The sequence below is a fragment of the Acidovorax sp. 94 genome, from assembly GCF_003634645.1.
Lineage (GTDB): Bacteria > Pseudomonadota > Gammaproteobacteria > Burkholderiales > Burkholderiaceae_C > Acidovorax > Acidovorax facilis.
Genome location: NZ_RBJA01000001.1, coordinates 1142674 through 1167923, shown reverse-complemented (window position 1 = coordinate 1167923; position 25250 = coordinate 1142674). Strand labels below are relative to the sequence as shown.

Annotated in this window: 23 protein-coding genes; 17 read left to right on the top strand and 6 right to left on the bottom strand. The window is 65.4% G+C overall.

Going from position 1 to position 25250, the window contains the following annotated elements:
- Positions 1-55 precede the first annotated feature (55 nt).
- From C8C94_RS05440 to C8C94_RS05430, 3 genes are all read left to right on the top strand, one after another.
- Positions 56-829, top strand: a complete 774-nt coding sequence (locus tag C8C94_RS05440; RefSeq protein ID WP_121420000.1) for a GGDEF domain-containing protein — start codon at positions 56-58, stop codon at positions 827-829.
- 10 nt (positions 830-839) lie between these two features.
- Entirely contained in the window at positions 840-1694 is an 855-nt protein-coding gene (locus tag C8C94_RS05435) for a MinD/ParA family protein (protein ID WP_121419999.1), read from the top strand.
- A 119-nt stretch (positions 1695-1813) separates the two neighbouring features.
- Positions 1814-2581, top strand: coding sequence for a sulfurtransferase (locus C8C94_RS05430; RefSeq protein ID WP_121422718.1), 768 nt, complete (start codon positions 1814-1816; stop codon positions 2579-2581).
- Between the two features lie 81 nt (positions 2582-2662).
- Here the strand turns inward: C8C94_RS05430 and C8C94_RS05425 are convergent, their stop codons facing one another.
- From C8C94_RS05425 to C8C94_RS05410, 4 genes are all read right to left on the bottom strand, one after another.
- Positions 2663-3547: a pirin family protein gene (locus tag C8C94_RS05425; RefSeq protein ID WP_121419998.1), complete on the bottom strand. Its 885-nt coding sequence runs from the start codon at positions 3545-3547 to the stop codon at positions 2663-2665.
- Between the two features lie 109 nt (positions 3548-3656).
- Positions 3657-4211 (bottom strand): flavodoxin family protein, encoded by a 555-nt coding sequence (locus C8C94_RS05420; protein ID WP_055398109.1) that lies wholly within the window; start codon positions 4209-4211, stop codon positions 3657-3659.
- Positions 4212-4322: 111 nt separating this feature from the next.
- Positions 4323-4736, bottom strand: coding sequence for a DoxX family protein (locus C8C94_RS05415; protein WP_055398108.1), 414 nt, complete (start codon positions 4734-4736; stop codon positions 4323-4325).
- Positions 4737-4783: 47 nt separating this feature from the next.
- Positions 4784-5485, bottom strand: a complete 702-nt coding sequence (locus tag C8C94_RS05410) for a pirin family protein (protein WP_121419997.1) — start codon at positions 5483-5485, stop codon at positions 4784-4786.
- Between the two features lie 104 nt (positions 5486-5589).
- On the opposite strand from C8C94_RS05410, the gene C8C94_RS05405 reads away from it, so the two are divergent.
- From C8C94_RS05405 to C8C94_RS05385, 5 genes are all read left to right on the top strand, one after another.
- The gene (locus C8C94_RS05405; protein ID WP_055398106.1) at positions 5590-6528 is read left to right on the top strand and encodes a LysR substrate-binding domain-containing protein; all 939 of its coding nucleotides are present in this window, start codon (positions 5590-5592) and stop codon (positions 6526-6528) included.
- Between the two features lie 97 nt (positions 6529-6625).
- Positions 6626-7768, top strand: coding sequence for an NAD(P)/FAD-dependent oxidoreductase (locus C8C94_RS05400; protein WP_121419996.1), 1143 nt, complete (start codon positions 6626-6628; stop codon positions 7766-7768).
- Complete coding sequence (gluQRS, locus tag C8C94_RS05395) at positions 7765-8742, top strand: tRNA glutamyl-Q(34) synthetase GluQRS (RefSeq protein WP_121419995.1); 978 nt, start codon at positions 7765-7767, stop codon at positions 8740-8742. Before C8C94_RS05400 ends, gluQRS begins: the two co-directional genes overlap by 4 nt.
- Positions 8739-9500 (top strand): tRNA (guanosine(46)-N7)-methyltransferase TrmB, encoded by a 762-nt coding sequence (trmB, locus tag C8C94_RS05390; RefSeq protein ID WP_121419994.1) that lies wholly within the window; start codon positions 8739-8741, stop codon positions 9498-9500. Before gluQRS ends, trmB begins: the two co-directional genes overlap by 4 nt.
- A 33-nt stretch (positions 9501-9533) precedes the next feature.
- Positions 9534-10586, top strand: a complete 1053-nt coding sequence (locus C8C94_RS05385) for a GGDEF domain-containing protein (RefSeq protein WP_055398103.1) — start codon at positions 9534-9536, stop codon at positions 10584-10586.
- Between the two features lie 52 nt (positions 10587-10638).
- Here C8C94_RS05385 and C8C94_RS05380 read toward each other — a convergent pair whose 3' ends face one another.
- Positions 10639-13632, bottom strand: a complete 2994-nt coding sequence (locus tag C8C94_RS05380; RefSeq protein WP_121419993.1) for an HD domain-containing phosphohydrolase — start codon at positions 13630-13632, stop codon at positions 10639-10641.
- A 100-nt stretch (positions 13633-13732) separates the two neighbouring features.
- Positions 13733-16360, bottom strand: coding sequence for an alanine--tRNA ligase (gene alaS, locus C8C94_RS05375; RefSeq protein WP_121422717.1), 2628 nt, complete (start codon positions 16358-16360; stop codon positions 13733-13735).
- A 252-nt stretch (positions 16361-16612) separates the two neighbouring features.
- Here alaS and C8C94_RS05370 point away from each other — a divergent pair, with 252 nt between their 5' ends.
- From C8C94_RS05370 to C8C94_RS05330, 9 genes are all read left to right on the top strand, one after another.
- Entirely contained in the window at positions 16613-17530 is a 918-nt protein-coding gene (locus C8C94_RS05370; protein ID WP_121419992.1) for a dihydrodipicolinate synthase family protein, read from the top strand.
- A 37-nt stretch (positions 17531-17567) separates the two neighbouring features.
- Positions 17568-18515 carry a 4-hydroxyproline epimerase gene (locus tag C8C94_RS05365; RefSeq protein WP_121419991.1) on the top strand — a complete coding sequence of 316 codons (948 nt, stop codon included), beginning with the start codon at positions 17568-17570 and terminating at the stop codon, positions 18513-18515.
- Between the two features lie 27 nt (positions 18516-18542).
- Positions 18543-19658: an FAD-binding oxidoreductase gene (locus C8C94_RS05360; protein ID WP_121419990.1), complete on the top strand. Its 1116-nt coding sequence runs from the start codon at positions 18543-18545 to the stop codon at positions 19656-19658.
- Positions 19655-19942 (top strand): (2Fe-2S)-binding protein, encoded by a 288-nt coding sequence (locus C8C94_RS05355; protein ID WP_199731199.1) that lies wholly within the window; start codon positions 19655-19657, stop codon positions 19940-19942. The genes C8C94_RS05360 and C8C94_RS05355 overlap by 4 nt, the downstream gene beginning before the upstream one ends.
- Positions 19939-21306, top strand: a complete 1368-nt coding sequence (locus C8C94_RS05350; RefSeq protein WP_233573403.1) for an FAD/NAD(P)-binding oxidoreductase — start codon at positions 19939-19941, stop codon at positions 21304-21306. The genes C8C94_RS05355 and C8C94_RS05350 overlap by 4 nt, the downstream gene beginning before the upstream one ends.
- 150 nt (positions 21307-21456) lie before the next feature.
- A complete protein-coding gene (locus C8C94_RS05345; protein ID WP_121419989.1) occupies positions 21457-22092 on the top strand; it encodes a TRAP transporter small permease in 636 nt (211 codons plus the stop codon).
- Between the two features lie 25 nt (positions 22093-22117).
- Positions 22118-23383 (top strand): TRAP transporter large permease, encoded by a 1266-nt coding sequence (locus C8C94_RS05340; RefSeq protein ID WP_121419988.1) that lies wholly within the window; start codon positions 22118-22120, stop codon positions 23381-23383.
- A 58-nt stretch (positions 23384-23441) separates the two neighbouring features.
- Entirely contained in the window at positions 23442-24461 is a 1020-nt protein-coding gene (locus C8C94_RS05335; protein ID WP_108498414.1) for a TRAP transporter substrate-binding protein, read from the top strand.
- Positions 24462-24528: 67 nt separating this feature from the next.
- Positions 24529-25203 carry a GntR family transcriptional regulator gene (locus tag C8C94_RS05330; protein ID WP_121419987.1) on the top strand — a complete coding sequence of 225 codons (675 nt, stop codon included), beginning with the start codon at positions 24529-24531 and terminating at the stop codon, positions 25201-25203.
- Positions 25204-25250 lie beyond the last annotated feature (47 nt).

Here is a 25250-nt window from a genome sequence, read left to right as displayed (position 1 = left end):
GGGGGTCTTCCCGCTGGCGCACTGGTACACTGCACAAACTCTTTTTGCTCCATTTGTGTCTGACTCTGCGGCCTCTCATCTGGTAGATCTGCGCGACCTTCGCCTGGATACTGCCCACGCGCTGGTGGCTCAGGCTGGCGGCAGCGAAGCAGCGTTGCACCGCGAGGTGCCCTCGCGCTACCTGCAGGGCCTGATCGACGGACTGTGTGAACTCTCCCTCAAAGACCCGCTCACCGGTCTGGCCAACCGCCGGCACTTCCGCGCCGTGCTGGAACGCGAAATCGATCGCGTCACCCGCTCGGGAGAGGCAGCATTGCTGCTGATGCTCGACATTGACCATTTCAAGAAAGTCAACGACACGCATGGCCATCTGGCTGGCGACATCGTGCTGCAGTCGGTGGCGCGCACGCTCAGCGCCTGCGTGCGCCCCATGGACACGCTGGCGCGCTACGGTGGCGAGGAATTCGCCGTGGTGCTCCCCGCATGCCAGGCCGGCTTTGGCAGCGTGGTGGCCGAACGTATCCGGCGTGCCGTTGCCAACACGCCCATCAAGGTCTCGGGCTCGGTGGAACTCCACGTCACGGTGAGCATTGGCGGCGCCTTTGCCCTGCAGTGGATCCGCTCCACCACCTTGCTGTGGACCGACCGTGCCGACCACCAGCTCTACCAGGCCAAGGCGGCAGGCCGCAACCGCATCAGCATTGAGGAGCAACCCGACAGCACTGTCAGTGCCGAAGAGAAAAGCCTGTTGTTTGGCCCGCTCTACACCCCCTCGGGTTGGGGCGACCTGCCTCCGGTGGACCCCAACCCAACAGGCAGCGCCTACTGAAAGTTAGAAGATGAGCGACGCGCTGTCCCCTCCCGCACCCACATCGCCAGCGGCTCCTGCTGGCGCCGCCTCACCCTCGCACTCTGCAACGGGTGCCCGCATCATTGCCATCACCAGCGGCAAAGGCGGGGTTGGCAAGACCTTTGTGTCGGCCAACCTGGCTGCGGCCCTCACCCGCCGTGGCCAGCGCGTGCTGGTGCTCGACGCCGACCTGGGCCTGGCCAACCTGGACGTGGTGCTAAACCTGCACCCCAAAATCACCCTGCACGACGTCTTCACCGGCAAGGCCACGCTCGAAGAGGCCGTGATCCAGGCCCCGGGTGGCTTCAACGTGCTGCTGGCAGGCTCGGGCATGGTCGAGTATTCGCGCCTCACGCCCGAGGTGCGCAATCAATTCCTGAGCGTGATCCAGGCGCTCACGCCCCAGTACGACGTGGTGCTGCTGGACACCGGCGCCGGCATTTCCGACGTGGTGCTGTTTTCCATTTCGCTGGCGTCCGAGGTGCTCATCGTGGCCACGCCCGAACCCACCTCGCTGACCGACGCCTACGCCGCCATCAAGGTGCTGGCCATGCAGCAAAAGCGCCAGCATGTGCGCATGGTCATCAACCAGGCCGCGCGTCCAGGCGACGGCCGCGCCATCACCAGCCAGCTGCAGCAGGTGCTGGACCGCTTTGTCACCACTGAATCCGGTCGCCCGATGCGCTTGATCCACATGGGCGACATCCCGGCCGATCCCTCGGTACGCGACGCGGTCATGCGCCGCCAGTTGTTGCTGCTGCAAACCCCGGGCTGCCCTGCGGCCCTGGCGATTGCCCAATTGGCCAACAAGATCGAAACCACGCTGCTGACCCCGGCCGCCTGAGACGCTCGCAGGCGCCACAGCCCGGCAGCAGCGCGGTGCCCCCGCTGGCCTCAGCGAGTTGCCTTGACCGAAGTGAAAGCGCGCCCCTCGCTGCGCTCATTTGATTTGCCGTGAACCCCATCGACACCGTCCTGAACATCTCCTGCTACAAGTTCGTGCCTTTGCCCGATGCGGCGGCCCTTCGCGAGCTGCTGCATGCGCGCGCCACGGCGGCGGGACTCAAGGGCACCATCCTTCTGGCCGAGGAAGGCATCAACTTCTTTCTGGCGGGCGCGGCCGAGGCCGTGCGCGGGTTTGTCGATGCGCTGCGCACCGATGCCCGTTTTGCCGATCTGGAGCCCAAGGAAAGCTGGTCGGCCACGGTGCCGTTTCGCAAGATGCTGGTCAAGGTCAAGCGCGAGATCATCCGTATGGACCACCCCACCATCCGCCCCGCCCAGGGCCGCGCGCCCTCGGTGGACCCGGCCACCCTGCGACGCTGGCTGGCGCAGGGCCATGACGATGAGGGGCGCGAAGTGGTCACGCTGGACACCCGCAACGCCTTCGAGGTGGACGCTGGCACCTTCGACAACGCCATCGACTGGCGCATCGACAAGTTCACCGAATTCCCGCCAGCCCTGCGCGCGCACAAGACCGAGCTGCAGGACAAGACCGTGGTGAGCTTCTGCACCGGAGGCATCCGGTGCGAGAAGGCCGCGATCCTGATGCGCGAAGAAGGCCTCTCGCATGTCTACCAGCTCGAAGGCGGCATCCTCAAATACTTTGAACTGACCGATGGCGCGCACTACCACGGCGGCTGTTTTGTGTTCGATGAACGCAGGGTGCTGGCGGCAGACCTGTCTACCGACCCCTTACCCACCGACAGCGAAAACGCTATCAATAAGTGAGCTTATAGCGCTCATCCATCAAGCGCTAGATGCCAATTTTGCTTGAAATTTCAGGCATTCAAAGCCAACAATTTGGCCAAGTCAGGCCTTGAAGCGGCGCTCTGGCAGCGGAATCCACTCCACCTCCCCCGGCACCTGCCCCATGGCCTGGGCATCCCAGTCAGCGGCAGCCTGCACGATGCGGTCCTTGCGGCTGGAGACAAAGTTCCACCACATGTGGCGCGGCGCATCCAGCGCGTCGCCACCGATCACCATCAACCGCACCGGGGTATCACCTGCAGCAAGGTGTGTGGCCTGCCCGGGCTCCGCCACTGCCAGAATCTGCGCAGCCACGGTGTCTCCGTTGAGCTGGACCGGAGCATCCACGGTATAGACCGCCATCTCGGGCACCAGCGCCGGAATCTCCAACGTGGCACCGGCGGGCAACTGGACATCCAGGTACAGCGTGGGCGAATAAGTGGCAACTGGAGAGGTCTGCCCGAAGGCTTCTCCAATCAGCACCCGCACCGTGGCATCTCCCACCAGCACTTGCGGAATGGCAGCGGCAGGCGTGTGCACAAACGAAGGCTCTGCCTCTTCATGGGTCACCGGCAAAGCAGCCCACAGCTGAATGCCATGGTTCACGTAGGCCTGGTTTGCGAGACTCTCCGGGCGGCGCTCGGAATGCACGATGCCGCGCCCCGCCGTCATCCAGTTGATGGCACCGGGCTCAATCTGCTGCACATAGCCCAGGCTGTCGCGGTGCATGATGGCGCCAGAGAACAGGTAGGTCACGGTGGCCAGGCCGATGTGGGGGTGAGGCCGCACATCGTGGCCCGCATCGGGCTCCACCGTCACCGGACCGAAGTGGTCAAAAAACAGGAAGGGCCCCACCGCCTGGCGCTGCACGGCGGGCAGCAGGCGCCGTACCGTGAAGCCACCACCCAGGTCCTTGGCTTGGCCCGACAGACGCAGGGAAGCGTTCATGACAGTACCCCCATCGCATCGACGACAGAGACAAGGTCAAAAAGGTGATTCATCGGGTGGCTCCTTGAGGGCTGGACAACAACGCCGCCAGCCTACCAGCTTCAGCGGTTCAGCTGCCCAGCTTGGCAGCCATCTCTGCCACACGCTGGCCAAACTGCTTGCCGGTTTCCAGGTCGCCAGGGAACATCTCGGCGGCCGAGGCGTCCGATGGCGACTGCGCCATGGCGCCACTGAAGGAGCCGATCCAGTTCACATCGTTGCGCGTGGCGGCCTTGGAGTTGGCGGGCATCATGCCGTTGCCCACCCACAGACCGCCGTGCTGCATGGCCAGGTGGAACATGTAGTCCAGCGTGATCTGCTTGTCGCCATTGGTGCTGGCGCTGTTGGTAAAGCCTGCGAACAGCTTGTCCTTCCAGGCCTGGCTGAACCAGGGCTTGGACGAGGCGTCGGCAAACTTCTTGAACTGCCAGCTGGGGCCGGCCATGTAAGTGGGCGAGCCAAAGATGATGGCGCTGGCAGCGGCCAGCGTTTCCCAGCCGCCTTCGGGCAGGTTGCCCTCGGCATCGATGGCGATCAACTGGGCGCCAGCGCCCTCTGCCACGGCCTGCGCCAGGCGCTGTGTGTGACCGTAACCCGAGTGGTAAACAACTGCGATGTGTGCCATGAGAAAACTCCTGTTGAAACGAGGGGGACAAGGAAAACGAGAACGGCGGAAGAACGGATTGAATGCTTGAAACCACAGCCCTGCGGTCAGCAGGCCTTTTGAGGGGATCGCTCAGCGGCCCGACTGGCGCGCATCCAGACTCCAGCCGCCTGCGCCAAACGCTGCCAGTGCCAGCAGGCCGCCGGTCACGCCCACGTTCTTGAAGAACATGAGCTGCTGCATCATCTGCTTGTCAGCGGGCAGGTCCCAGAACGCATGAAAGAAGAAGCTGGCCACCAGCGTGAAGAATGCCAGCGCGAGCGCTGCCAGACGCGTGCCAAAGCCGAAGATCAGCGCCAGGCTGCCCAGCACCTCGACCGCAGCGGCCACGGCGGCGGCCACGGTGGGCATGGGCAGGCCTACCGACGTGATGTAACCGACAGTGCCAGCAAAGCCGGTGAGCTTGCTGATGCCCGCAGGCAGAAACAGGGCGGCCAGCAACAGGCGCGATGCGAGAGCCAGGGGGTTTTGCAGGGATGTGAACATGGTGAAGAACTCCGGGTGAAAGTGGGTTGAAGAATGAACGTCGAATGTCAGGCGGCCAGATCAAACACCAGCACCTCGGCGTCGTGGCCATCGGTCAACGACAAGGTGGTTTCCTTTTCCATCAGCAGCGCATCGCCGCCCGACAGGGCTTGCCCATTGGCGCTGAGTGCACCGCGCACCAGGTGCACATAGGTCTTGCGGGCGGGGTTCAGCGCCAGCGTGGCGGATTCAGCGCCATCCAGCAAGCCTGCGTACAGGGCCGCATCGGCATGGATCTTGACCGAGCCCTGGGCGCCGTCGGGCGATGCCACCAAGCGCAGGGCGCCGCGCTTTTCAGCCTCGGCAAAAGTCTTTTGCTCGTAGCTCGGCGAGATGCCACGCACATTGGGCTCGATCCAGATCTGCAGGAAGTGCGTGGTCTGGCCCGCTGCGTGATTGAACTCGCTGTGCTGCACACCGGTGCCTGCACTCATGCGCTGCACGTCGCCGGGCGGGATGCCCTTGATGTTGCCCATGCTGTCCTTGTGGGCCAGTTCGCCCGACAGCACATAGCTGATGATTTCCATGTCGCGGTGGCCATGGGTGCCAAACCCCGTGCCCGGTGCGATGCGGTCTTCGTTGATGACCCGCAGGTTGCCAAAGCCCATGTGGGCAGGGTCGTAGTACCCGGCAAACGAGAAGCTGTGGAAGGAATTGAGCCAGCCATGGTCGGCGTGGCCCCGGTCTTGCGATTTACGAACAGTCAGCATGTGAGTGCTCCTTTCAAGACTCGACTGTAGGACTGCAGTGCGCCCTGCAGGGGCAGATGAATTGATGGCAATGTTCAAATAATCTGAATTAACATGGCACCACCATGCAAAACGCACGCGATGTCCTGACCCCCGATGCGCTGACCATGCTGCAGGTGATTGCCGAGGCGGGCAGCTTTGCTGCCGCCGCCCGGCAATTGGGCCTGGTGCCCAGCGCCCTCACCTACCGCGTGCGGCAGATTGAAGACGCACTGGATGTGCTGTTGTTCGACCGCAGCGCACGCCAGGCTCGCCCCACGGAGGCCGGAGTGGAGCTGTTGCGCGAAGGCGCGCGCCTGTTGCAGGACATTGACGCCGTGGCCCACCGCGTTCGCCGCGTGGCCACGGGCTGGGAGCCGCAGCTCACGCTGTCCATCGACGGCATCATTTCGCCCCACACCATGCTGGAGCTGGTGGATGCGTTTTACGCCATGAAACCCCCGACGCGGCTGAAGTTGCGCGACGGCATCATGACCGGCACGCTGGAGGCGCTGACCTCCGGCCGGGCAGACCTGGCCATCGGCGTATCCGTGGCGGGCAACAACGTGGCGGGCCTGCAGCAGGGCACGCTGGGCGATGTCTTGTTCATCTACGTAGTAGCGCCCCACCACCCGCTTGCGGCGGCTGCCGAACCGATCTCAGACGCCACCTTGCTGGAACACCGGGCCGTGGCCGTGGCTGATTCGGCCACACGTGGCGGCGCCACCATGGGCCTGCTCGGTGGGCAGGACGTGCTGACGGTGGACACCATGCAGGCCAAGGTGCGCGTGCAGCTGCGTGGCCTGGGCGGCGGTTTTCTGCCCGAACCCATGGTGCGCCCCTACCTGGAGGCCGGCCGCCTGGTCGAGCGCCGCGTGGCCCGCCCGGAACGCAACGTGCGTGTGCACTACGCCTGGGGCGGCCCGGGCTTCACCGCACCAGGCCGCGCGCTGCAATGGTGGCTGAACCAGCTGCAAAGCCCCACCACACGCCGCGCTCTGCTGGAAAACCACCATCATTTCTGATCCCGATCAAGTCCCGACAGGGTGATACCGCGTGTAGAGTGGTTCCTGTTGGTTTTGTATTGCATCTCGCTTGCCGACCGTCACCGAAAGGCCTCCCATGAGCAAACCCGATCCTCTTCCCGCCAAACGGCTCCGACGCAACACTGCACTGGCAACCCCCCCCGTTGCAGCCCCCGCAGCTTCCACCACTTTCTCTGGCAAACCCCAGCGCCACTTCGCCATCATCGGCGCTGGCATGGCTGGTATTGCCTGCGCACGCACCCTGGTGCAGGCCGGGCACCGCGTGACGGTGTTCGAGAAATCCTCCCAGGCGGGCGGCCGCACTGCCACCATCGACACCCCTTTTGGCAACTTTGATGCGGGCGCCCAGTACTTCACCGTGCGCGACCCGCGCTTTGCCCGCGCCATCGACACCGTGCCCGGCATCTGCAAGCGCTGGAGCGCCAATTCGGTGCAGGTGCTGGACGCCGCAGGCCGTGTGGCCGCTGCGGGCCTGCCCCACCGCGAAGCACACTGGGTGGCCAGCCCAGGCATGCAGTCCCTGGTGGGCGCCTGGGCCGAGCCGCTGCTCAAGGCCGGCCAGCTCATCACCCACACCCGCGTCACCTCCATCGAGCCCGATTCGTTGAACGCCCCTGGCTGGCAACTGCGCACCGAAGGGCCTGCGGGCAGCCAGCACGTCTATGCCGGGTTCGACGCTGTGCTGCTGGCCCAGCCTTCGGTGCCCGCCCAGGCCCTGCTGGCCAGCTCGGCGGTGGACACCCCGCTGACCGACGCCCTGTCCAAGGTGGCCATTGCCCCCTGCTGGACACTGATGCTGGCCTACCCGCAGGCCGTGCGCCCCGGCCTGACCACGCTGGGCCCGCAGTGGAATGCGGCACGCAGCACACACCACCGCATTGCCTGGCTGGCGCGCGAGTCGTCCAAGCCCGGCCGCAATGTGGTCGAACGCTGGACGGTGCAGGCCAGCCCCGCTTGGTCTGCCGAACACCTCGAAGACGACGAAGCCCGCGTGCAGGCCAAGCTCATCAAGGCCTTTGCCGAAGTCACGGGCATTCGTGCCGCCCCCGCCCATGCGGACACACGCCGCTGGCGCTATGCCCAGACCACCCACCCGCTGGGCAAGAGCCACCTGTGGGACAAATCCATGGGCCTGGGTGCATGCGGTGACTGGTGCCTGGGGCACCGGGTTGAAGACGCCTTCGTGTCGGGACTGGAACTGGCACTTGCCGTGGCATGACGGCCGAGGTGGGCGCTGCACGGCGCTACGTGGGCCGGTTTGCCCCTTCGCCCACGGGGCCGCTGCATGCGGGCTCCCTGGTAGCGGCCCTCGCCAGCTGGCTGGACGCGCGGGCGCACCGGGGCCAGTGGCTTGTTCGCATTGAAGATGTGGACACACCCCGCTGCGTGCCGGGGGCGGACCGGCTCATCCTGCAACAGCTGGCCAGCTGCGGCATGGTGCCCGACGCTCCCCCCCAATGGCAGTCCACCCGCAGCCCGCTCTACCAGCGGGCGCTGGACCAATTGGTAGCCCAAGGCCACGCCTACCCCTGCGCCTGCTCGCGCAAGGACATCGAAGACGCCCATGCCGCCCAGGGCCACACGCGTGAGCGCCATGCCGCGCTGCCTTACCCAGGCACCTGTCGCCACGGGCTGCAGGGCCGCGCCGGGCGCGCATGGCGGTTCAATGTCACAAATTTCAAACAAAAACAGGCCCTGGCGCTTGATGGCAAAGCGCCAGTAGCTGCAAAATTCATAGCAAACCATCTCCTGCAGTGGGACGACCGCCGCCTGGGTCTGCAGCAGCAGGACGTGGAACAAGCGGTGGGTGATTTCATCCTGCGCCGGGCCGATGGGCTCTGGGCCTACCAGCTCGCCGTGGTGGTGGACGACGCCGACCAGGGCGTCACCGATGTGGTGCGCGGCGAAGACCTGGCCGACAACACCCCGCGCCAGATCCTGCTGCAGCAGGCCCTGGGCGTGCCCACGCCCCGCTACCTGCACACCCCGCTGGTGTGTGGCGACAACGGCGAAAAACTCTCCAAGCAGAACGGCGCCCGCGCGCTGGACCTGTCCCACCCGCTGCAGGCTCTGAACGATGCCGCGCGGGTGCTGGGCCTGCCATCGCTGCCTGCCCCGCACAGCCCTGGCATCTCTGACGCACTGACCCTGTGGGTCGCCGCGTGGCGACGAAACTACAATGGCGCACCGTGACCGAACTGACCCCTACCGCTTCCGCCCCCACCGCTGCGCCCGCTGCAGCCCCCACGACGACATCTGGCGGGGTTCCCGCTGGTGTGACCCACCCCAAGACCATCAAAAGCTTTGTGCGCCGTGCCGGCCGCACCACCACGGGCCAGGCCAAGGCCTTTGAAGACTTCGGCCCCCGCTTTGTCCTGCCGTATGCCCCGGCGCCGCTCGACGCCGCTTCGGCCTTTGGCCGCACGGCACCGCTGATTCTCGAAATTGGCTTTGGCATGGGCGAGGCCACGGCCCACATCGCCCGCGTGCGCCCCGATGACAACTTCCTGTGCTGCGAGGTGCATGAGCCGGGTGTGGGCGCACTGCTCAAGCGCATTGGCGAACAGGAGCTGACCAACATCCGCATCCTGCAGCACGACGCCGTGGAGGTCATCGACCACATGCTGCCCGAGGGCAGCCTGGACGGTGTGCACATCTTCTTTCCCGACCCCTGGCACAAGACCAAACACAACAAGCGCCGCCTGATTCAGGGCCCTCTGGTGGCCAAGCTGGCGGCCCGCCTCAAGCCCGGTGGCTACCTGCACTGCGCGACCGACTGGCAGCCCTATGCCGAGCAGATGCTGCAGGTGCTGAGCGCCGAACCCCTGTTGCAGAACACCGCCACGGACTTTGCCCCGCAGCCCGACTACCGGCCCCTGACCAAGTTCGAGAACCGGGGCCTGCGGCTGGGGCATGGCGTGTGGGATGTTGTGTTCGTGCGACGACATTGACAAGCTGTGCCTAGTGCTCCACCGTACATCCCAATGAAGCCCATTCTCCAGAACCTGGTGGAAATGACTGGCCACCGCGACCACTTGCGGTTGGAGGTGTCGGTGCTGTCCACGCTGCAAACGCTCAGTGGCATCGTTGAAGTCCGCGCGCTGGAGCTTTTCACCGTTGACGGCGTGGCCCATGTACGCCCCCGTTCCTGGGTTGAGGACGGACAGCTCGTCTCGACCGATTCCGAAGCCGCCGCAGACCCTCGCCGCGAAACGCTGGAAAAATACCCCGCACTTCGCGATTGCGTAGCCAGCCAGGGGGACAGCGCCCTCGCATCGCCCCGAAGGGGGCGCCATGTGCTCTGGCTGCCGGTGTGGATGCATGACAAGGTCACCACCTGTCTGGAGATCACGCAGTCGCGCGCGTTCTCGGCGCACAAGCTGGAAGTGCTCAAGGGCGTGTTCCAGGTCTACCAGAACTACCAGAGCCTGCTGGACTACAGCGAACGCGACGCCCTCACCGGCCTGTTCAACCGCAAGACCTTCGACGAGCAGTTCTCGCGCCACGCGCTCAATGGCCTTTCCAGTGGCCGCCCGGGCACTGTTACCGAATCTCTCCCCCCCGAAGAAGGCTCACAGCCCGGCGAACCCGTTCAGCAATGGCTGGCGGTGGTGGATATCGATCACTTCAAGCAGGTCAACGACCGCTTTGGCCACCTGTATGGCGACGAAGTGCTGATCCTGATTGCCAACATCCTGCGCAGCTCGTTTCGCAGCCATGACCGCATCTTCCGATTTGGCGGCGAAGAATTCGTGGTGCTGCTGCGCTCCACCACGCTGAGCACCGCCCACAAGGTGTTCAACCGCTTCCGGCTTGCGGTGCAGGAATACAACTTCCCGCAGGTGGGCCAGGTCACGGTGAGCCTGGGTTTTGTGAGCACCATGCAGGGTTCGCCCGTGGAGATCCTGGGGCAGGCCGACCAGGCACTGTATTACGCCAAAGAGCACGGCCGCAACCAGGTCTGCTTTTATGACGACCTGGTGGCCAGCGGCCAGCTGGCCGCCAAGGTGGCCAACGACGACGTCGAGCTGTTCTGAAGCTACCCAGGCGGAGCGAAAGGGCACCAATGCCCGCCTTCAGCGCATTGGCTCATTGGCTCAACGACTCCAGGATCGCCTCCACATTCACTGCGTCCCGCTGCGCAGCAGGCAAGAACTGCTCCGCATACTCACGCCAGACCCCGCTGCGCAGGAAGAAGCGGAACACCTCGGCATCGATATGGCGTTCGCGCACCATGTGGCCCATGATCTTGAGCGATTCCGACAAAGTCTTGGGCGGCTTGTAGGGCCGGTCTGCCGCCGTCAAGGCCTCGAAGATATCGGCCAGTGTCATCACCCTGTCTGCCAGCGTCAGCTCTGAAGCCTTCAGGCGCCGGGGGTAGCCCGTACCGTCCAGTTTTTCATGGTGCGAGCCCGCAATCGACGGTACGCGCGCCAGATGCGGCGGGAACGGCAGGCCGCTGAGCATGACGATGGTCTGCACGATGTGATCGTTGATCTTGAAACGGTCTTCTGCAGTGAGCGTGCCGCGCTGGATCGACAGATTGTGCAGCTCGCCGAGGTGGGCTTGTTGCGGTGGCAGCACCATGTCAAAGCTCCACAGGTTGGCCGGGTTGCCAACCTCCACCGGCGGTTTGCGGGCACCCCAGGGCACGATGTGTTCAGGCCGGTCTGACAGCAGGGGCTCATTGGCGGGCAAGGGGCGCGTCGGCACATTCGCCAGCCGCCCCAATTCGGCTGCTGACAAGCCCAGCCGGTCATCAAAATGCCGCTGCCACACCTGGCGCCCGATGGTGGCTAGCCGCTTGATGTCGGCATCGGCCATGAACTCACCGCCCACATTGCGGCGGGCCACAAAGGCAAATTCTTCCTGCAGGCGGTCGCGCCGCTGCAAAAGCTCGCGCTGCAGCCGCACCGGGTCCACGCCGGACACGTGCTGCTTCCAGTAGTCCAGTTCCGCGTCGCGCCACAGCACCTCAAAGCGCATGCGCACCTCATGGATGCGGTTGTAGAGCGCCTCCAGCTTGGTCGCCTTGTCGATGATGTGCTCGGGGCTGGTGACCTTGCCACAGTCGTGCAGCCACGCGCCCAGGCGGAATTCGTAGCGCTCGGCATCCGTCATGGCGACGTGGGCAAATGGACCTTCCTCAACCTCGCACAGGCGCTGCATCAGGGATTCCGCCAACTGGGGCACCCGCTCGCAATGGCCGCCGGTGTAAGGGCTCTTGGCGTCGATCGCGTCGGCCAGCAGGCGGATGACGGCATCGAACAGCTTCTTTTGCCCTTCGATCAAACTGCGCGTCTCGATGGCGACCGACAACGTGCCCGAGAGTTTCTCGACAAACGCCCGGAAGTGGACATCGTCCTGCTGCTGGTCCGCACGGTAGCGCAGCACCAGCAGGCCCAGCGGTTGGCCGTCGCGCGTGCGTAGCTGCACGCGCAGCACGCGCTGGGGCGTGGCCTGGTCGTCATCAGGGTGCTGGTCGCCGTCCTGCGGTTCGGCAGGGTTGATGAAAAACACCATGGGCAGGTGCTCCGGGTAGAGCGACTGGTGCTCAGGATCTTCGCAATACCTTGCCGTGCGCAGCAGGCCCGCGCGCTGAGCCTCTACCAGGTACACCGCACCGCCGGTGCAGCTGGTGGCGCGCACCAGCTCGTAGAGCACGCTCGACAGCATGAGGTCCAGGCGCGACTCGGCGCTGATGTGGTGCGTGATGTGCAGGAACTCCTGGATGGTGTCGGACATGCGGTCCATCACCTGACCCAGTGCGCGCACCTCGCGCACGCGCGACATATGGTGTTGTGTCGGCCGCCGGAAATCAAACCGTGCCAAGGCCTGCGCCTGCGTGGCCAGCCCCGACAGGCTGCGCCCCACACGCCTCCCGGCCAGCCACCCAAAAGGCAGCATCAGCGCGATGAGCCCCAGGGACAGCCATACCTGGCGCTGCAGGTTTTCGTTCACATCCGCCAGCAGCTCCCGGGTTGGAATGGCCATCAGGATGTGCAGCCCCTCCCAGCGCTGCGACTTGAGTGACATGACATTGGCCAGCCACTCCTCGCCACCTGCCACAAAGCGACGCGAAGGCCCCTCTTTCATGTCCAAACTGTGCAGGGCCTGAAGGCTTGGCACCCCCAGGCCGTCGAGTGTGCGCAGCTTGAGGCTGGGCTGGTCGCCGTCCTCACGCACCAGCACGCGGGACATGTCCGGGTAGGCCAGCACGCGCTGGTCCTGGTCCACCACAGCGATCTCGGTGCGCGGCATCAGCCGCAGCTCGCCGATCTCGCGGCCCAGGTCGGTGAGCGCAACATCCAGGCCGATCACAGCACGGCCGTCTTCGCTGGGCTGGCTCAGCGTAACGCCGACCTCCTGCGTGGTGAAAAACACATAGGGGGCAGTGAGGACCTGCGTGTTCTTTTCAGCCGCCTCGGCATACCACGGGCGGGACCGGGGGTCATAGCGGTAGCCGGGGCGCACGGAGGAATCGATGAGACGCAGCTGTGCGTCGTAATAGTTCCAGCGCCCCACCAGGCCCATCAGACCCGCCGCGCTGCGCTCCCGCGCCATCGACTGCACCAGGAATGCAGCCTCCGCAGGCGCCTGAAGCCGTGCCCGCAGCGCAGCGTTGCGCAGCGGACGCATGAGCAAAAACTGCCCGTCGGAATACCCGATGAAGACCGCCGACAGCAAAGCGTTCTGCTCCAGCAGGCGCACAAACACCGGCAGGCGGCGCAGCCGCGCCTGGAGGGTGGTGGCCGAAGCAATGGGATCAAACGCGAGCAGCCGCAGCGTGGCATCTGCCGGGTCGACGATATGGTGCACCCGCTCGCTGATCAACAGGCTGATGTGCTGCGCACTGTCGTCCGACGCCGCGATGATGGCCTGCCGCGCGCTGGTGCCTACCTGGTAGACCAAGAGCACCGTGAGCAGCAGCATGGCAGATACCACGACCGAGGCGATCACCACCTCAAACGGGACGGTGATGCGCCGCCACCAGGGCAGTTCGGCCCCTCCCGAATCAGGCGAACCGGAACGGGTGCCGTGGGCGGGCACCGGCTCTTGCGGACTTTCGCGCAGGGGGTCCATGCGCTTGAATGTAGGGGGAAAGCCGGTTTTCCGTCACCCTATTTTTGGCAGAAATGGCTGCCACACCACAGCGGCTGGTGCCGCTATGGTGACCGGTACATCAGCCCAGTTGCTGCGCGACCCAGCCTGTCACCGAAGCCAGCGCCGCTGGCAGCTTGGAGGCATCGGTGCCGCCGGCCATGGCCATGTCGGGCTTGCCGCCGCCTTTGCCACCCACTTGCTGGGCCACAAAGTTGACCAGCTCGCCGGCCTTGACCTTGCCCACGCTGTCGGCCGTCACGCCTGCAGCGATCTGCACCTTGTCGCCATCCACAGCGGCCAGCACGATGGCAGCGGTCTTGAGCTTGTCCTTGAGCTTGTCCATGGTGTCGCGCAGGGTCTTGGCGTCGGCACCCGGCAGCGCCGCAGCCAGCACTTTGAGGCCCTTCACATCCACAGCCTGGTTCACCAACTCGTCGCCCTGGCTGGAGGCCAGCTTACCCTTCAAGGCAGCCACTTCCTTTTCGAGCGCGCGGGCGTTGTCCAGCGCCTGGCTGATGCGGCCATTGAGTTCGGCAACCGGCGCCTTGAGGGTGCTGGCGGCCTGGTTCACGGTGTCTTCCAGGTTCTGCAAGTACGCCAGTGCGTTGGCGCCGGTCACGGCCTCAATGCGGCGGATGCCAGCAGCCACGCCGCCCTCACCCACCACCTTGAACAGGCCGATGTCGCCCGTGCGCTGCACGTGCGTGCCGCCGCACAGTTCACGGCTGGTGCCGATGTCGAGCACGCGCACGGTTTCGCCGTATTTCTCGCCAAACAGCATCATGGCGCCGGTCTTCTGGGCCGATTCGATGTCCATCACCCGGGCCTGGGTGGGCTGGTTGGACAGGATTTCTTCGTTGACGCGGCGCTCGATCTCGCGGATCTCTGCAGCGGTCACAGCGCCGTTGTGCGTGAAGTCAAAACGTGTGCGGTCGGCATTGACCAGGCTGCCCTTTTGCTGCACGTGGCTGCCCAGTACTTCGCGCAAGGCCTTGTGCATGATGTGCGTGACCGAGTGGTTGCGCACCGTGGCGGCGCGCACGGCGGTGTTCACCTGGGCCTGCACCGTGTCTCCCACATTCAGCGTGCCCTCTTCGAGCGTGCCGTGGTGGCCAAACACATCGGCCTTGATCTTGAGCGTGTCGCCCACGGCAAACCTGGCCGATCCGCTGGTGATGACGCCCTCGTCACCCACCTGGCCGCCGCTTTCGGCATAGAACGGGGTCGTGTCGAGCACCACCACGCCGTTTTGACCACTTTTCAGGGCTGCAGCGCTTGTCCCGTCTACGTAGATTGCTACTATTTTTGCAGTCTCCGCAAGATTCTCATAGCCCGTGAACTGGTTGGCCGCACCGCTGTACTCCAGCGCCTTGTCCATCTTGAACTTGCCGGCCGCGCGGGCCTGGGCCTTCTGCTTTTCCATGGCGGTCTTGAAGCCTGCTTCGTCCACTTCGACGTCGCGCTCCCGGCACACGTCGTTGGTCAGGTCGAGCGGGAAGCCGTAGGTGTCGTGCAGCTTGAACGCCACGTCGCCCGGCAGCACCTTGGCGCCGCCGTCCAGGGTAGCGTCCAGAATTTCCATGCCGTTGGCCAGCGTTTCAAAGAAGCGCTCTTCTTCCACCTTGAGCACCTCGGTGATGCGCTGCTCCTGCTCGCGGATGGAAGGATAGGCGTCTCCCATCAAGCGCACCAAGTCGGCCACCAGCTTGTGGAAAAACGGCGTCTTCTTGCCCAGCTTGTAGCCGTGGCGGATGGCGCGGCGCACGATGCGGCGCTGTACGTAGCCGCGGCCTTCGTTGCTGGGGATCACGCCGTCGCTCACCAGGAAGGCGGTCGCGCGGATGTGGTCAGCAATCACGCGCAGGCTCTTGTTGTTGAGGTCCGTCACGCCGGTCTCACGGCCAGCGGCCTTGATGAGCTGGTCGAACAGGTCGATCTCGTAATTGCTGTGCACGTGCTGCAGGATGGCGGCCAGGCGCTCCAGGCCCATGCCGGTGTCCACGCAGGGTGCGGGCAGCGGGGTCACGGCACCCGTCTCGTCCATGTTGAACTGCATGAACACGTTGTTCCAGATCTCGATGAAACGGTCGCCGTCTTCATCGGGGCTGCCGGGAGGGCCACCCGCAATGTGCGGGCCATGGTCATAGAAGATTTCGCTGCACGGGCCGCAGGGGCCGGTGTCGGCCATCATCCAGAAGTTGTCGGACTTGTAGCGGCCGCCCTTGTTGTCGCCGATGCGGATCACGCGCTCGGGTGGCAAGCCGATTTCCTTGGTCCAGATGTCGTAGGCCTCGTCGTCTTCCTGGTAGACCGTGGCCAGCAGGCGCTCTGGCGGCAGCTTGTAGACCTCGGTCAGCAGCTCCCAGGCCCACTTGAGCGACTCGCGCTTGAAGTAGTCGCCAAACGACCAGTTGCCTAGCATTTCAAAGAAGGTGTGGTGGCGCGCGGTGTAGCCCACGTTCTCCAGATCGTTGTGCTTGCCGCCCGCACGCAGGCAGGCCTGCACGGACACCGCCCGGTTGTACGAGCGCTTGTCGGTGCCCAGGAACACGTCCTTGAACTGCACCATGCCCGAGTTGGTGAACATCAGCGTGGGGTCGTTGCCCGGCACCAAGGGGCTGGACGCGACCACGGTGTGGCCCTTGGAGACGAAGAAGTCCAGGAAGGACTTGCGGATGTCAGCGACAGAAAAAGTGGGTGTGCTCATGGTGTTGTGGAGTGGTTGCACGGAGCAGGCAGGCCGCAGGCTGCGCACCTGCGCGTTGCCTGTCGCTGCCCCTATGGGGACCAACCTTTCATTATAGGTTTGCAGGTCTGTGGCACGTGGCTTGAGGGAGACAGGCCCGAACAGATGCAGCCTGCGACCAGTCCAAGGAGTGCTGAAAATCCGCTTGCGCCATTCAAATATCTTGTTAATATATTAATAACTTCATCGCCCATCGCACCCAAGGAGCACCCTGTGAACCCACAACCCCGCTGGCAAGGCATCTTCCCTGCCATCACCACCAAGTTCCACGCCGACGAGTCCATCGACGCCGAGGGCACAGCCCGCCACATCGACTTTCAGATCCGCAACGGCATCCACGGGCTGGTCACCTGCGGTTCTCTCGGCGAGGCCAGCACCCTCACGCTGGAAGAAAAGCTCCAGGTTGCCAAGATCGCCCTCGAAGCCGCTGACGGCCGCGTACCAGTGCTGGCCAACGTGTCTGAAACCAGCACCCGCGAGGCCCTGCGTTACATCGACGGCGGTAACAAGCTCGGTGTGGCCGGCTACATGGTCATGCCCTCGGTGATCTACGTGGCCGACGCCCGCGAGGCCATGGCCAATGTGCGCGCCATGGCGGGCGCCGCCCAGCGCCCCCTGATGGTCTACAACAACCCTGTGGCCTACCGCGTGGACCTGAAACCCGAGCACATGGTGGAGCTGGCCGACTGCGAGTGGATCGCCGCCGTCAAGGAAAGCACCGGCGACATCCGCCGCATCACCGACCTGCGCAACACCGTGGGCGACCGCTACCAGCTCTTCCTGGGCGTGGACGACCTGGCTTACGAAGGCCTGGCCCTGGGCTGCGACGGCCTGCTGGCCGGCGTGGGCTGCGCCTTCCCGCGCGAAACCGTGGCGCTGTACGACCTGATGAAGGCTGGCAAATTTGCCGAGGCGCTGCCGCTCTACCAGTGGATGACGCCCATGCTGCACCTGGATGTGTCCAACAAGCTGGTGCAGAACCTCAAGCTCATCGATGCGCTGGTGGGTGTGGGCACCGAACACATGCGCCGCCCCCGCCTGCCCCTGGTGGGCGACGAACGCGCATTTGTCGAGAGTGTGGTGTGCAAGGCCCTGGCCACGCGCCCTACAAAATACCAGTCTGTCGCCTGAGACACTGAGCGCCCTACACCACCACCACCACAGCACCATGCAACGCATCCACGTGATCGACTCCCACACGGGCGGCGAGCCGACCCGGCTTGTCATCGACGGTTTCCCGGACCTGGGCACCGGCACCATGGCCGAACGGCGTGCGCTGCTGGCCGAGCGCCACGATGCCTGGCGGGCAGCCACCGTGCTGGAGCCGCGTGGCAGCGACGTGGTGGTGGGGGCGCTGCTCTGCGCGCCGCAAGATCCCGCCAACGCAGCGGGCGTGATCTTCTTCAACAACAGCGGCTACCTGGGCATGTGTGGCCACGGCACCATCGGGCTGATCGCATCGCTCGCCTACCTGGGCCGCATCACCCCTGGCGAGCACCGCATCGAAACCCCGGTGGGCACCGTCACCACCACCCTGCACACCGATGGCTCTGTCAGCGTGCGCAACGTGCCCGCCTACCGGCTGCACCACCAGCTGGCGATCGATGTGCCCGGCCATGGCCGCGTGGTGGGCGATGTGGCCTGGGGCGGCAACTGGTTCTTCCTGATCTCCGACCACGGCCAGCGTGTAGCCAGCGACAACCTGGAGGCGTTGATGGCCTACAGCTGCGCCGTGCAGCAAGCCCTCAAAGACCAGGGCATTCGGGGCGACAACGGCGGCGAGATTGACCACATCGAGCTGTTTGCCGACGATGACCAAGCCGATGACCCCGCCGATAGTCGCAACTATGTGCTGTGTCCCGGCAAGGCCTATGATCGCTCGCCCTGCGGCACGGGTACCAGCGCCAAGGTGGCCTGCCTGGCGGCTGACGGCAAGCTGGCACCGGGTGCACTCTGGCGCCAGGCCAGCATCATCGGCAGCCAGTTCGAGGCCAGCTACACGCTGCAGGACGATGGCAAGGTCATCCCCACAATGCGTGGCCGCGCCTACATGAGCGCGGAAGCGACCTTGCTGATCGACGAGGCGGACCCGTTCGGCTGGGGCATCCGGCTGTAAACCGCCTCCTTCCATCCGCACGGCCCCATGCAAACCACCGATGTCCTTGTGATCGGCGCTGGCATCGTCGGCGCGGCCTGTGCCCATGCCCTCGCGCAGGCCGGGTTGTCGGTACGTGTCATCGACGCGCGCCTGGGCGGAGCCAGTGCAGCGGGCATGGGGCACCTGGTGGTGATGGATGACAACCCGGCAGAGCTGGCGCTGAGCCAGACATCGCTGGACCTCTGGCACACCTGGGCACCCCACATGGATGCGGGCTGTGCGTTCACGCCCTGCGGCACGCTCTGGCTGGCCGCCAACGATGCAGAGCTGCAGGCGGCCCATGACAAACGCAGCATCCTGCAAGCACACGGAATCGCCTGCGACATGCTCGACGCGGCCGCCCTGTCCCGCGCAGAACCCGCACTGCGCCCCGGGTTGGCGGGAGCGCTCAAGGTGCAGGGGGATAGCGTGGTCTACGCCCCGCGCGCAGCCCAGTGGCTGCTGGACCAGGCCGCAGCCCACAGACACCTTGTGTTTGAGCACGCTGAAGCGATGCAGATCGACGGCCACGCCGTCACCCTCCGCGACGGAAGCCAGCGCAGCGCCGGCGCCATCGTGCTGGCCAGCGGCATCCAGGCCCCGCAGCTGTGCCCCGGCCTGCCGCTGCGCCCCAAAAAGGGCCACCTCGTCATCACCGACCGCTACCCGGGCACCGTGCACCACCAGCTGGTGGAGCTGGGCTACATCACCAGCGCGCACCACAGCGACGGTACCTCCGTGGCCTTCAACGTGCAGCCCCGGCCCACGGGGCAGTTGCTGATCGGCTCGTCGCGCGAGTTCGACACCACCGACCCCGCCGTCAACAACGCCGTGATGGCGCGCATGCTGCAACGGGCACTTGACTACCTGCCAGGCTTGGCCGACCTCAACGCCATCCGCACCTGGACCGGCTTTCGCGCCGCCACGCCTGACAGCCTGCCGCTGATTGGCGCGCACCCCGAACACCCGCACCTGTGGCTGGCCGTGGGACATGAAGGACTGGGGGTGACCACCGCCCCGGCCACCGCGCAGTTGCTGGCGGCCCAGATCGCAGGGGGCCCCCCGGCAATCGACCCCACGCCCTATGCCCCTGCACGCTTTGCAGGCCTGAGCACACCATGACCGCATCCAGAACACCCGCCCTGGTGCACATCGTGGTGAATGGCACACCACTGCAGGTGCCCGCAGGGACCAGCGTCGCCGCCGCGCTGGCGCAGCAAACTCCAGGCACCACGCGCACTTCCATCACTGGCGAGCCACGGGCGCCACTGTGTGGCATGGGTGTGTGCCACGAATGCAGGGTCCGCATCCACGGCCGCACCCGCCTGGCGTGCCAGACGGTCTGCACCGAGGGCATGTCGATTCACACCGATGTCGGCACAGCACCCGGGAGCGCCACACCATGAACCAGCCCGTGACCCCACCCATGACCGAGCAACACTCGGCGCACGAGCGCTGCGACATCCTCATCATCGGCGCGGGCCCCGCAGGTTTGGCGGCTGCCCTCGCTGCCGCGCCCAGCGGGGCAGCGATCACCATCGTGGACGACAACCCGCAGCCCGGTGGGCAAATCTGGCGCGACGGCCCCCAGGTGGTCTTGCCCGCCCTGGCGCAACAGCACCGCGCGGCGCTGGCCCGGCACACCAACATCCGCCTGCTGCCTGGCACCCGCGTGGTGGGCCTGGGTGATTCCCAACCCAGCGACAAGGCCCCTACCCTGCTGCTGGAAGACGCAGACCGGGGCTGGACCCAGCACAGCCACCGCATCATCCTGTGCACCGGAGCCCGCGAGCTGCTGCTGCCCTTTCCGGGCTGGACGTTGCCCGGTGTGACGGGTGCAGGCGCCTTGCAGGCCCTCATCAAGGCAGGGCTCGACGTGCGCGGCCAGCGCATCGTCATTGCAGGCACAGGCCCTCTGCTGCTGGCCGCTGCCGCCACCGCCAACAAAGCGGGTGCCACCGTGGTGCGCGTGGCCGAGCAGGCGCCGTGGAGCGCGCTCGCAGGCTTTGCAGCGCAACTGCCGCGCTGGCCTGCCAAGGCGTTGCAAGCCCTCACGCTGCTTCACCCACAGTTGCGCGCCAGTAGCCACGTACTGGAAGTCCAAGGCACCACGCAGGTGCAAACAGTGAGGCTGCGCAAAGGCCCACACGCCGAAGAAACCGTGGCCTGCGACCGCGTGGCCTGCGGGTTCGGGCTGGTGCCCAACACCCACCTGGGGCAGATGCTGGGCTGCGCCCTGGGCGGACCGCTCAGCGGTGGCCAGGGCCTGGCTGTCGATGCACAGATGCGCACCAGCGTGCCCGGTGTGTTCGCCTCGGGTGAAGCCACCGGCTTTGGCGGCAGCGAACGTGCACTGGTTCAGGGCGCCATGGCAGGACATGTGGCAGCGGGACAGGTGCAACAGGCCCAGGCGCTGCGCCCGCAACTGGCACGCTGGGAGGGCTTTGCGCAGGTGCTGCAGGCTTCTTTTCCATTGAACAAAGCACTCAAAACCCTGGCGCAACCCGGCACCCTGGTGTGCCGCTGCGAAGACGTGCCCTACGCTGCACTGGCCGATCGCGACGGCTGGATCGACGCCAAGCTCCACACCCGCTGTGGCATGGGCGCCTGCCAGGGCCGCATTTGCGGCGCGGCCACCCAGCACCTTTTTGGCTGGACGCCTGCGCCCCCACGGCATCTGCTGGCGCCCACACGCATTGGCACGCTGGCCGCCTGCACGCCCGCGCCCACCACCAGCGCTCAGCGCGGGCCCGCAGCTCCCTCGGGCTGACAGGCGCGCGGCCGTTTTCCCCGGTCCTTCCTTTCAGGGCTTACCCGCACCCAGCAGGCATCCATCTTGCTTTTAAATATATTTGTTAGATATTAAAAAGTACAAGGCTTTTTCTTTCATCGCCGCGCCCTCCTCCCCAGGAACCCCATCATGCCCACGCCCAACAGTCCACCCACCCCGCAATCTCCGGCGCCGCGCGCTCCCGTCCGCTGGGTGCTGGCGCTGTCCACGCAGGTTCTGCGCATGGAGCGGCATCTGCTCACCGCACTCATGACGTTGCTGGTGCTGCTGATCCTGCTCAACGTGGTCACGCGCTACACCGGCATGCCGATCTACTGGGTGGACGAGGCGGCGGTCTACACCGTGGTCTGGCTGACCTTTGTGGGCGCTTCGGTCATGACGCGGCTGCGCATGGACTTTGCCGTGACCATGCTGACCGACCACCTCGGCGCGCGGGGTGCCCAGGCGTTCAAGGTGGTAGCCACCTGCGGCGTGCTGCTGTTTGGCCTGGCCATGCTGGCGATGTGCTGGATGTGGATGGACCCCATCGGCATTGCGCGCTACGGCTTTGACGCCAAGGAATTTGCGGCCGAGAACTTCAACTTCATCTACACCGAGCGCACCCAGACGCTGAACTGGCCCACCTGGGTGCTGCAGCTGATCCTGCCGCTCTTCTCCGCCACCTTCAGTTTGCATGCACTGGCCAACCTGCTCGAAGACATGGGTGTCGCAGAGCGTGTGACGCACTCAGGTTTCGACGTGGTCAGCGCCGACGCCGTGAACTGACTGACCTCTACACCAGGACCCCACCATGATCACCACCCTGTTTTTCCTTGCCGCGTTGCTGGTGGGTGTGCCCATCGGGGTCTGCCTGTGTCTGGCAGGCATGGTCTACATCGTCAGCATCGGAAGCCCGGTGCTGTTCCAGTCGTTTCCGATGCAGATGTTCGGTGGAGTGGACAGCTACGGGCTCATCGCGATTCCGCTGTTCATCCTGATCGGCGAGATCATGAACAGCGGCGGCATCACGCGGCGGCTGGTGGACCTGGCCATGGCCTTTGTCGGCTCGGTCAAAGGCGGGCTGGCCTACGTGAACATCCTGGCCAACATGCTGGTGTCGTCCATCATCGGCTCCGCCACGGCGCAGGTGGCCATCATGTCGCAGGTGATGGTGCCCGAGATGGAAAAGCAGGGCTACGACAAGACCTTTGCAGCCGGCCTCACGGTGTATGGCGGCATGCTGGGGCCCATCATTCCGCCCTCGGTGATGTTTGTGGTCTACAGCGTGCTGGCCCAGGTGGCCGTGGGCGACATGCTGATTGCAGGCATCCTGCCCGGCGTGCTGCTCACCGTGCTGTTCTTTGTCGTGATCGCGCTCATGGGCTTTGTCTACAACTACCCGCGCAGCGAAAAGCGCACGCTGGCCCAGCGCGCGCGCACCGTGGTGCAGGCCAGCCCCACGCTGCTGATCCCCATCATCATCGTGGGCTCCATCCTCAGTGGCCTGGCCAACCCGACCGAATCTGCCGCCGTGGGTGCGCTGGTATCGGCGCTGGTGGGTCGCTATGTGACCAAGGAGTTCCGCTTCAACGCGATGCCCGCCATCCTGCTGCGCTCAGCCATTTACTCGGCCATCGTGCTGTTTCTGGTGGCGGCGGCGGCCGTGTTCTCGTGGCTGCTGATCTACGGCAAGGTGCCGCAGATGGTGGCCGCCTGGGTGCAGACCGTGGCACACGATCCGGTCACCTTTTTGCTGCTCACCAACGTGATCCTGCTGGTCATCGGCACGGTGATCGACGGCATCCCCGGTCTCATCATGACCGCGCCCATCCTGCTGCCGATTGCCACCGAGGTCTATCACATTGACCCGCGCCACTTTGGTGTGGTGATCGTCGTCAACCTGGTGCTGGGGCTGATGACTCCGCCCGTGGGCCTGAGCTTCTTTGTCGCGTCGGCCGTCACCGGGGCCAAGCCCGGAAAGATGTTCATCGTCACGCTGCCGTTTTTCATCATCAGCTGCGTGGCGCTGGTGATGTTGTCGCTGTTCCCCAGCCTGTCGCTCGGTTTGCTCAAGTAGCCCGCCGAGCAACAGATCCCCCGTCCCCCTCCCAAGGTTCTTTCACACGGAGTTCACCATGACGACCACGCCCGCCCACACTGTCACCCGCCGCCATTTCATCCAGCGCCACGCCGTGGCCGCTGCCACCGTTACGGGGCTGGGCTTTCCAGCGCTGGTACGTGCAGCCGATGCCAAGGAATTTCGCCTGGGGCTGATCACGCCTGCGGGCCACTCCTGGAACCGCGCCGCGCTGCAGTTTGGCGAGGCACTCAAGAAGGAAACTGATGGCCGACTGAGCGTCACGGTCTTCCACTCGGGCCAGCTGGGCAACGAAGCGGCGATGATGCAGCAGCTGCAGTCCGGCGCGCTCGACATGGGCTGGATCCAGGCGGCCGAGCTCGGCTCGCGCGTGTCCAGCATCGCGGCGATCAATGCTCCGTACCTGGTGCGCTCCACGCCTGCCGTGGCCAAACTCGTCAAACACCCCTCCGCCACCAAACTGCTCGAAGTGCTGCCGCGCGAGACCGGTACCATCGGCCTGGGCTGGGGCATCACCGGCATGCGTGCCGTGTTCTCCACCAAGGACATCGCCGTGCCCACCGACATCAAGGGCATGAAGCTGCGCATCAACCCCACGCCGGTGTACCGCGACTTCTACCAAATGCTCGGCGCCGCGCCCACGCCCATCCCCACGCCGCAAGTGTTTGATGCCATGAGCAACGGCCAGGTGGATGGGTTGGAGGCGGACATCGAGTTCTCGTGGAACCAGCGCTTCGACAAGGTGGCCAAGACCCTGCTGCAGATGAACGCCCTGTTCATGCCGTTCGCGCCGCTGGTCTCCGGCCGCATCTGGCAAGGGCTGGATGCCAAGGACAAGGACATCATCCGCAAGCTGGTGGCCCAGTCGCTGGATGCGCAGATCAATGACATCGTGACCACCGAGGCCGGGCTGATCGAGAAGTTCAAGGGCACGTCCATCGCCTTCAAGACGGCATCGTCCTTCAACCCCGACGGCATCATCCAGGAGTTCGACAAGCTGTGGCTGCCCAAGGCGCCGCAGATTGCCGAGCTGCGCAAGGCGGGCGCAAGCCTCTGACAGTCCGCAAGGGTCACCAGGGCCGCATCCCATAAGATGCGGCCTCCCGCAACGTCCTTCACGCCCGATGACACTCCGCCGCCCCTCCCCCCAGCAAGACTCCGCGCCCAAGCGGCGCGCGGCGGACGTGGCCTACGACGCCATCGAGACCATGATCTCCACGCTGCAGCTGCAGCCCGGCAGCCCCGTGGTGGAGGCCGAGATCGCCGAGAGCACGGGCCTGGGCCGCACGCCGGTGCGCGAGGCGCTGCTGCGCATGGTGTCCATCGGGCTCATCGTGCAGCAGCCCCGGCGCGGGCTGCTGGTGTCGCACATCGACCTGGCCGACCACCTGGACGTGATCCAGACCCGCCGCGTGCTGGAGCGCCTGCTGGCCTCCAACGCCGCACGCCGCGCCACCGCGCCGCAGCGCCAGGCCATCGTGCGGTGTGCGGAAAACATGGTGCAGGCCGCAGCGCGCGGCCACCTCGACGACTACATGCTGGCCGACCATGAGCTGGACCTCGTCACCCATCAGGCCAGCCAGAACCACTCGGCCGTCAAATGCGTGCAACCGCTCATCGTGCAGTGCCGCCGCTTCTGGTACGCCTACCAGCACGAAGGCGAAGTGTCAGAGGGCGCCCGCGCGCACATGCAACTGGCGCAGGGCATTGCCAGTGGCGACGAGGCCCAGGCCATTGCCGGCGCGGAGCAGTTGATGGAGTATCTGGAGCGGTTTGCGCGGCGCATCATTGACCGGTAGCACGCGCCACCACGCACACAGCGCCTGCAACCGCGTGGACAGCCTCA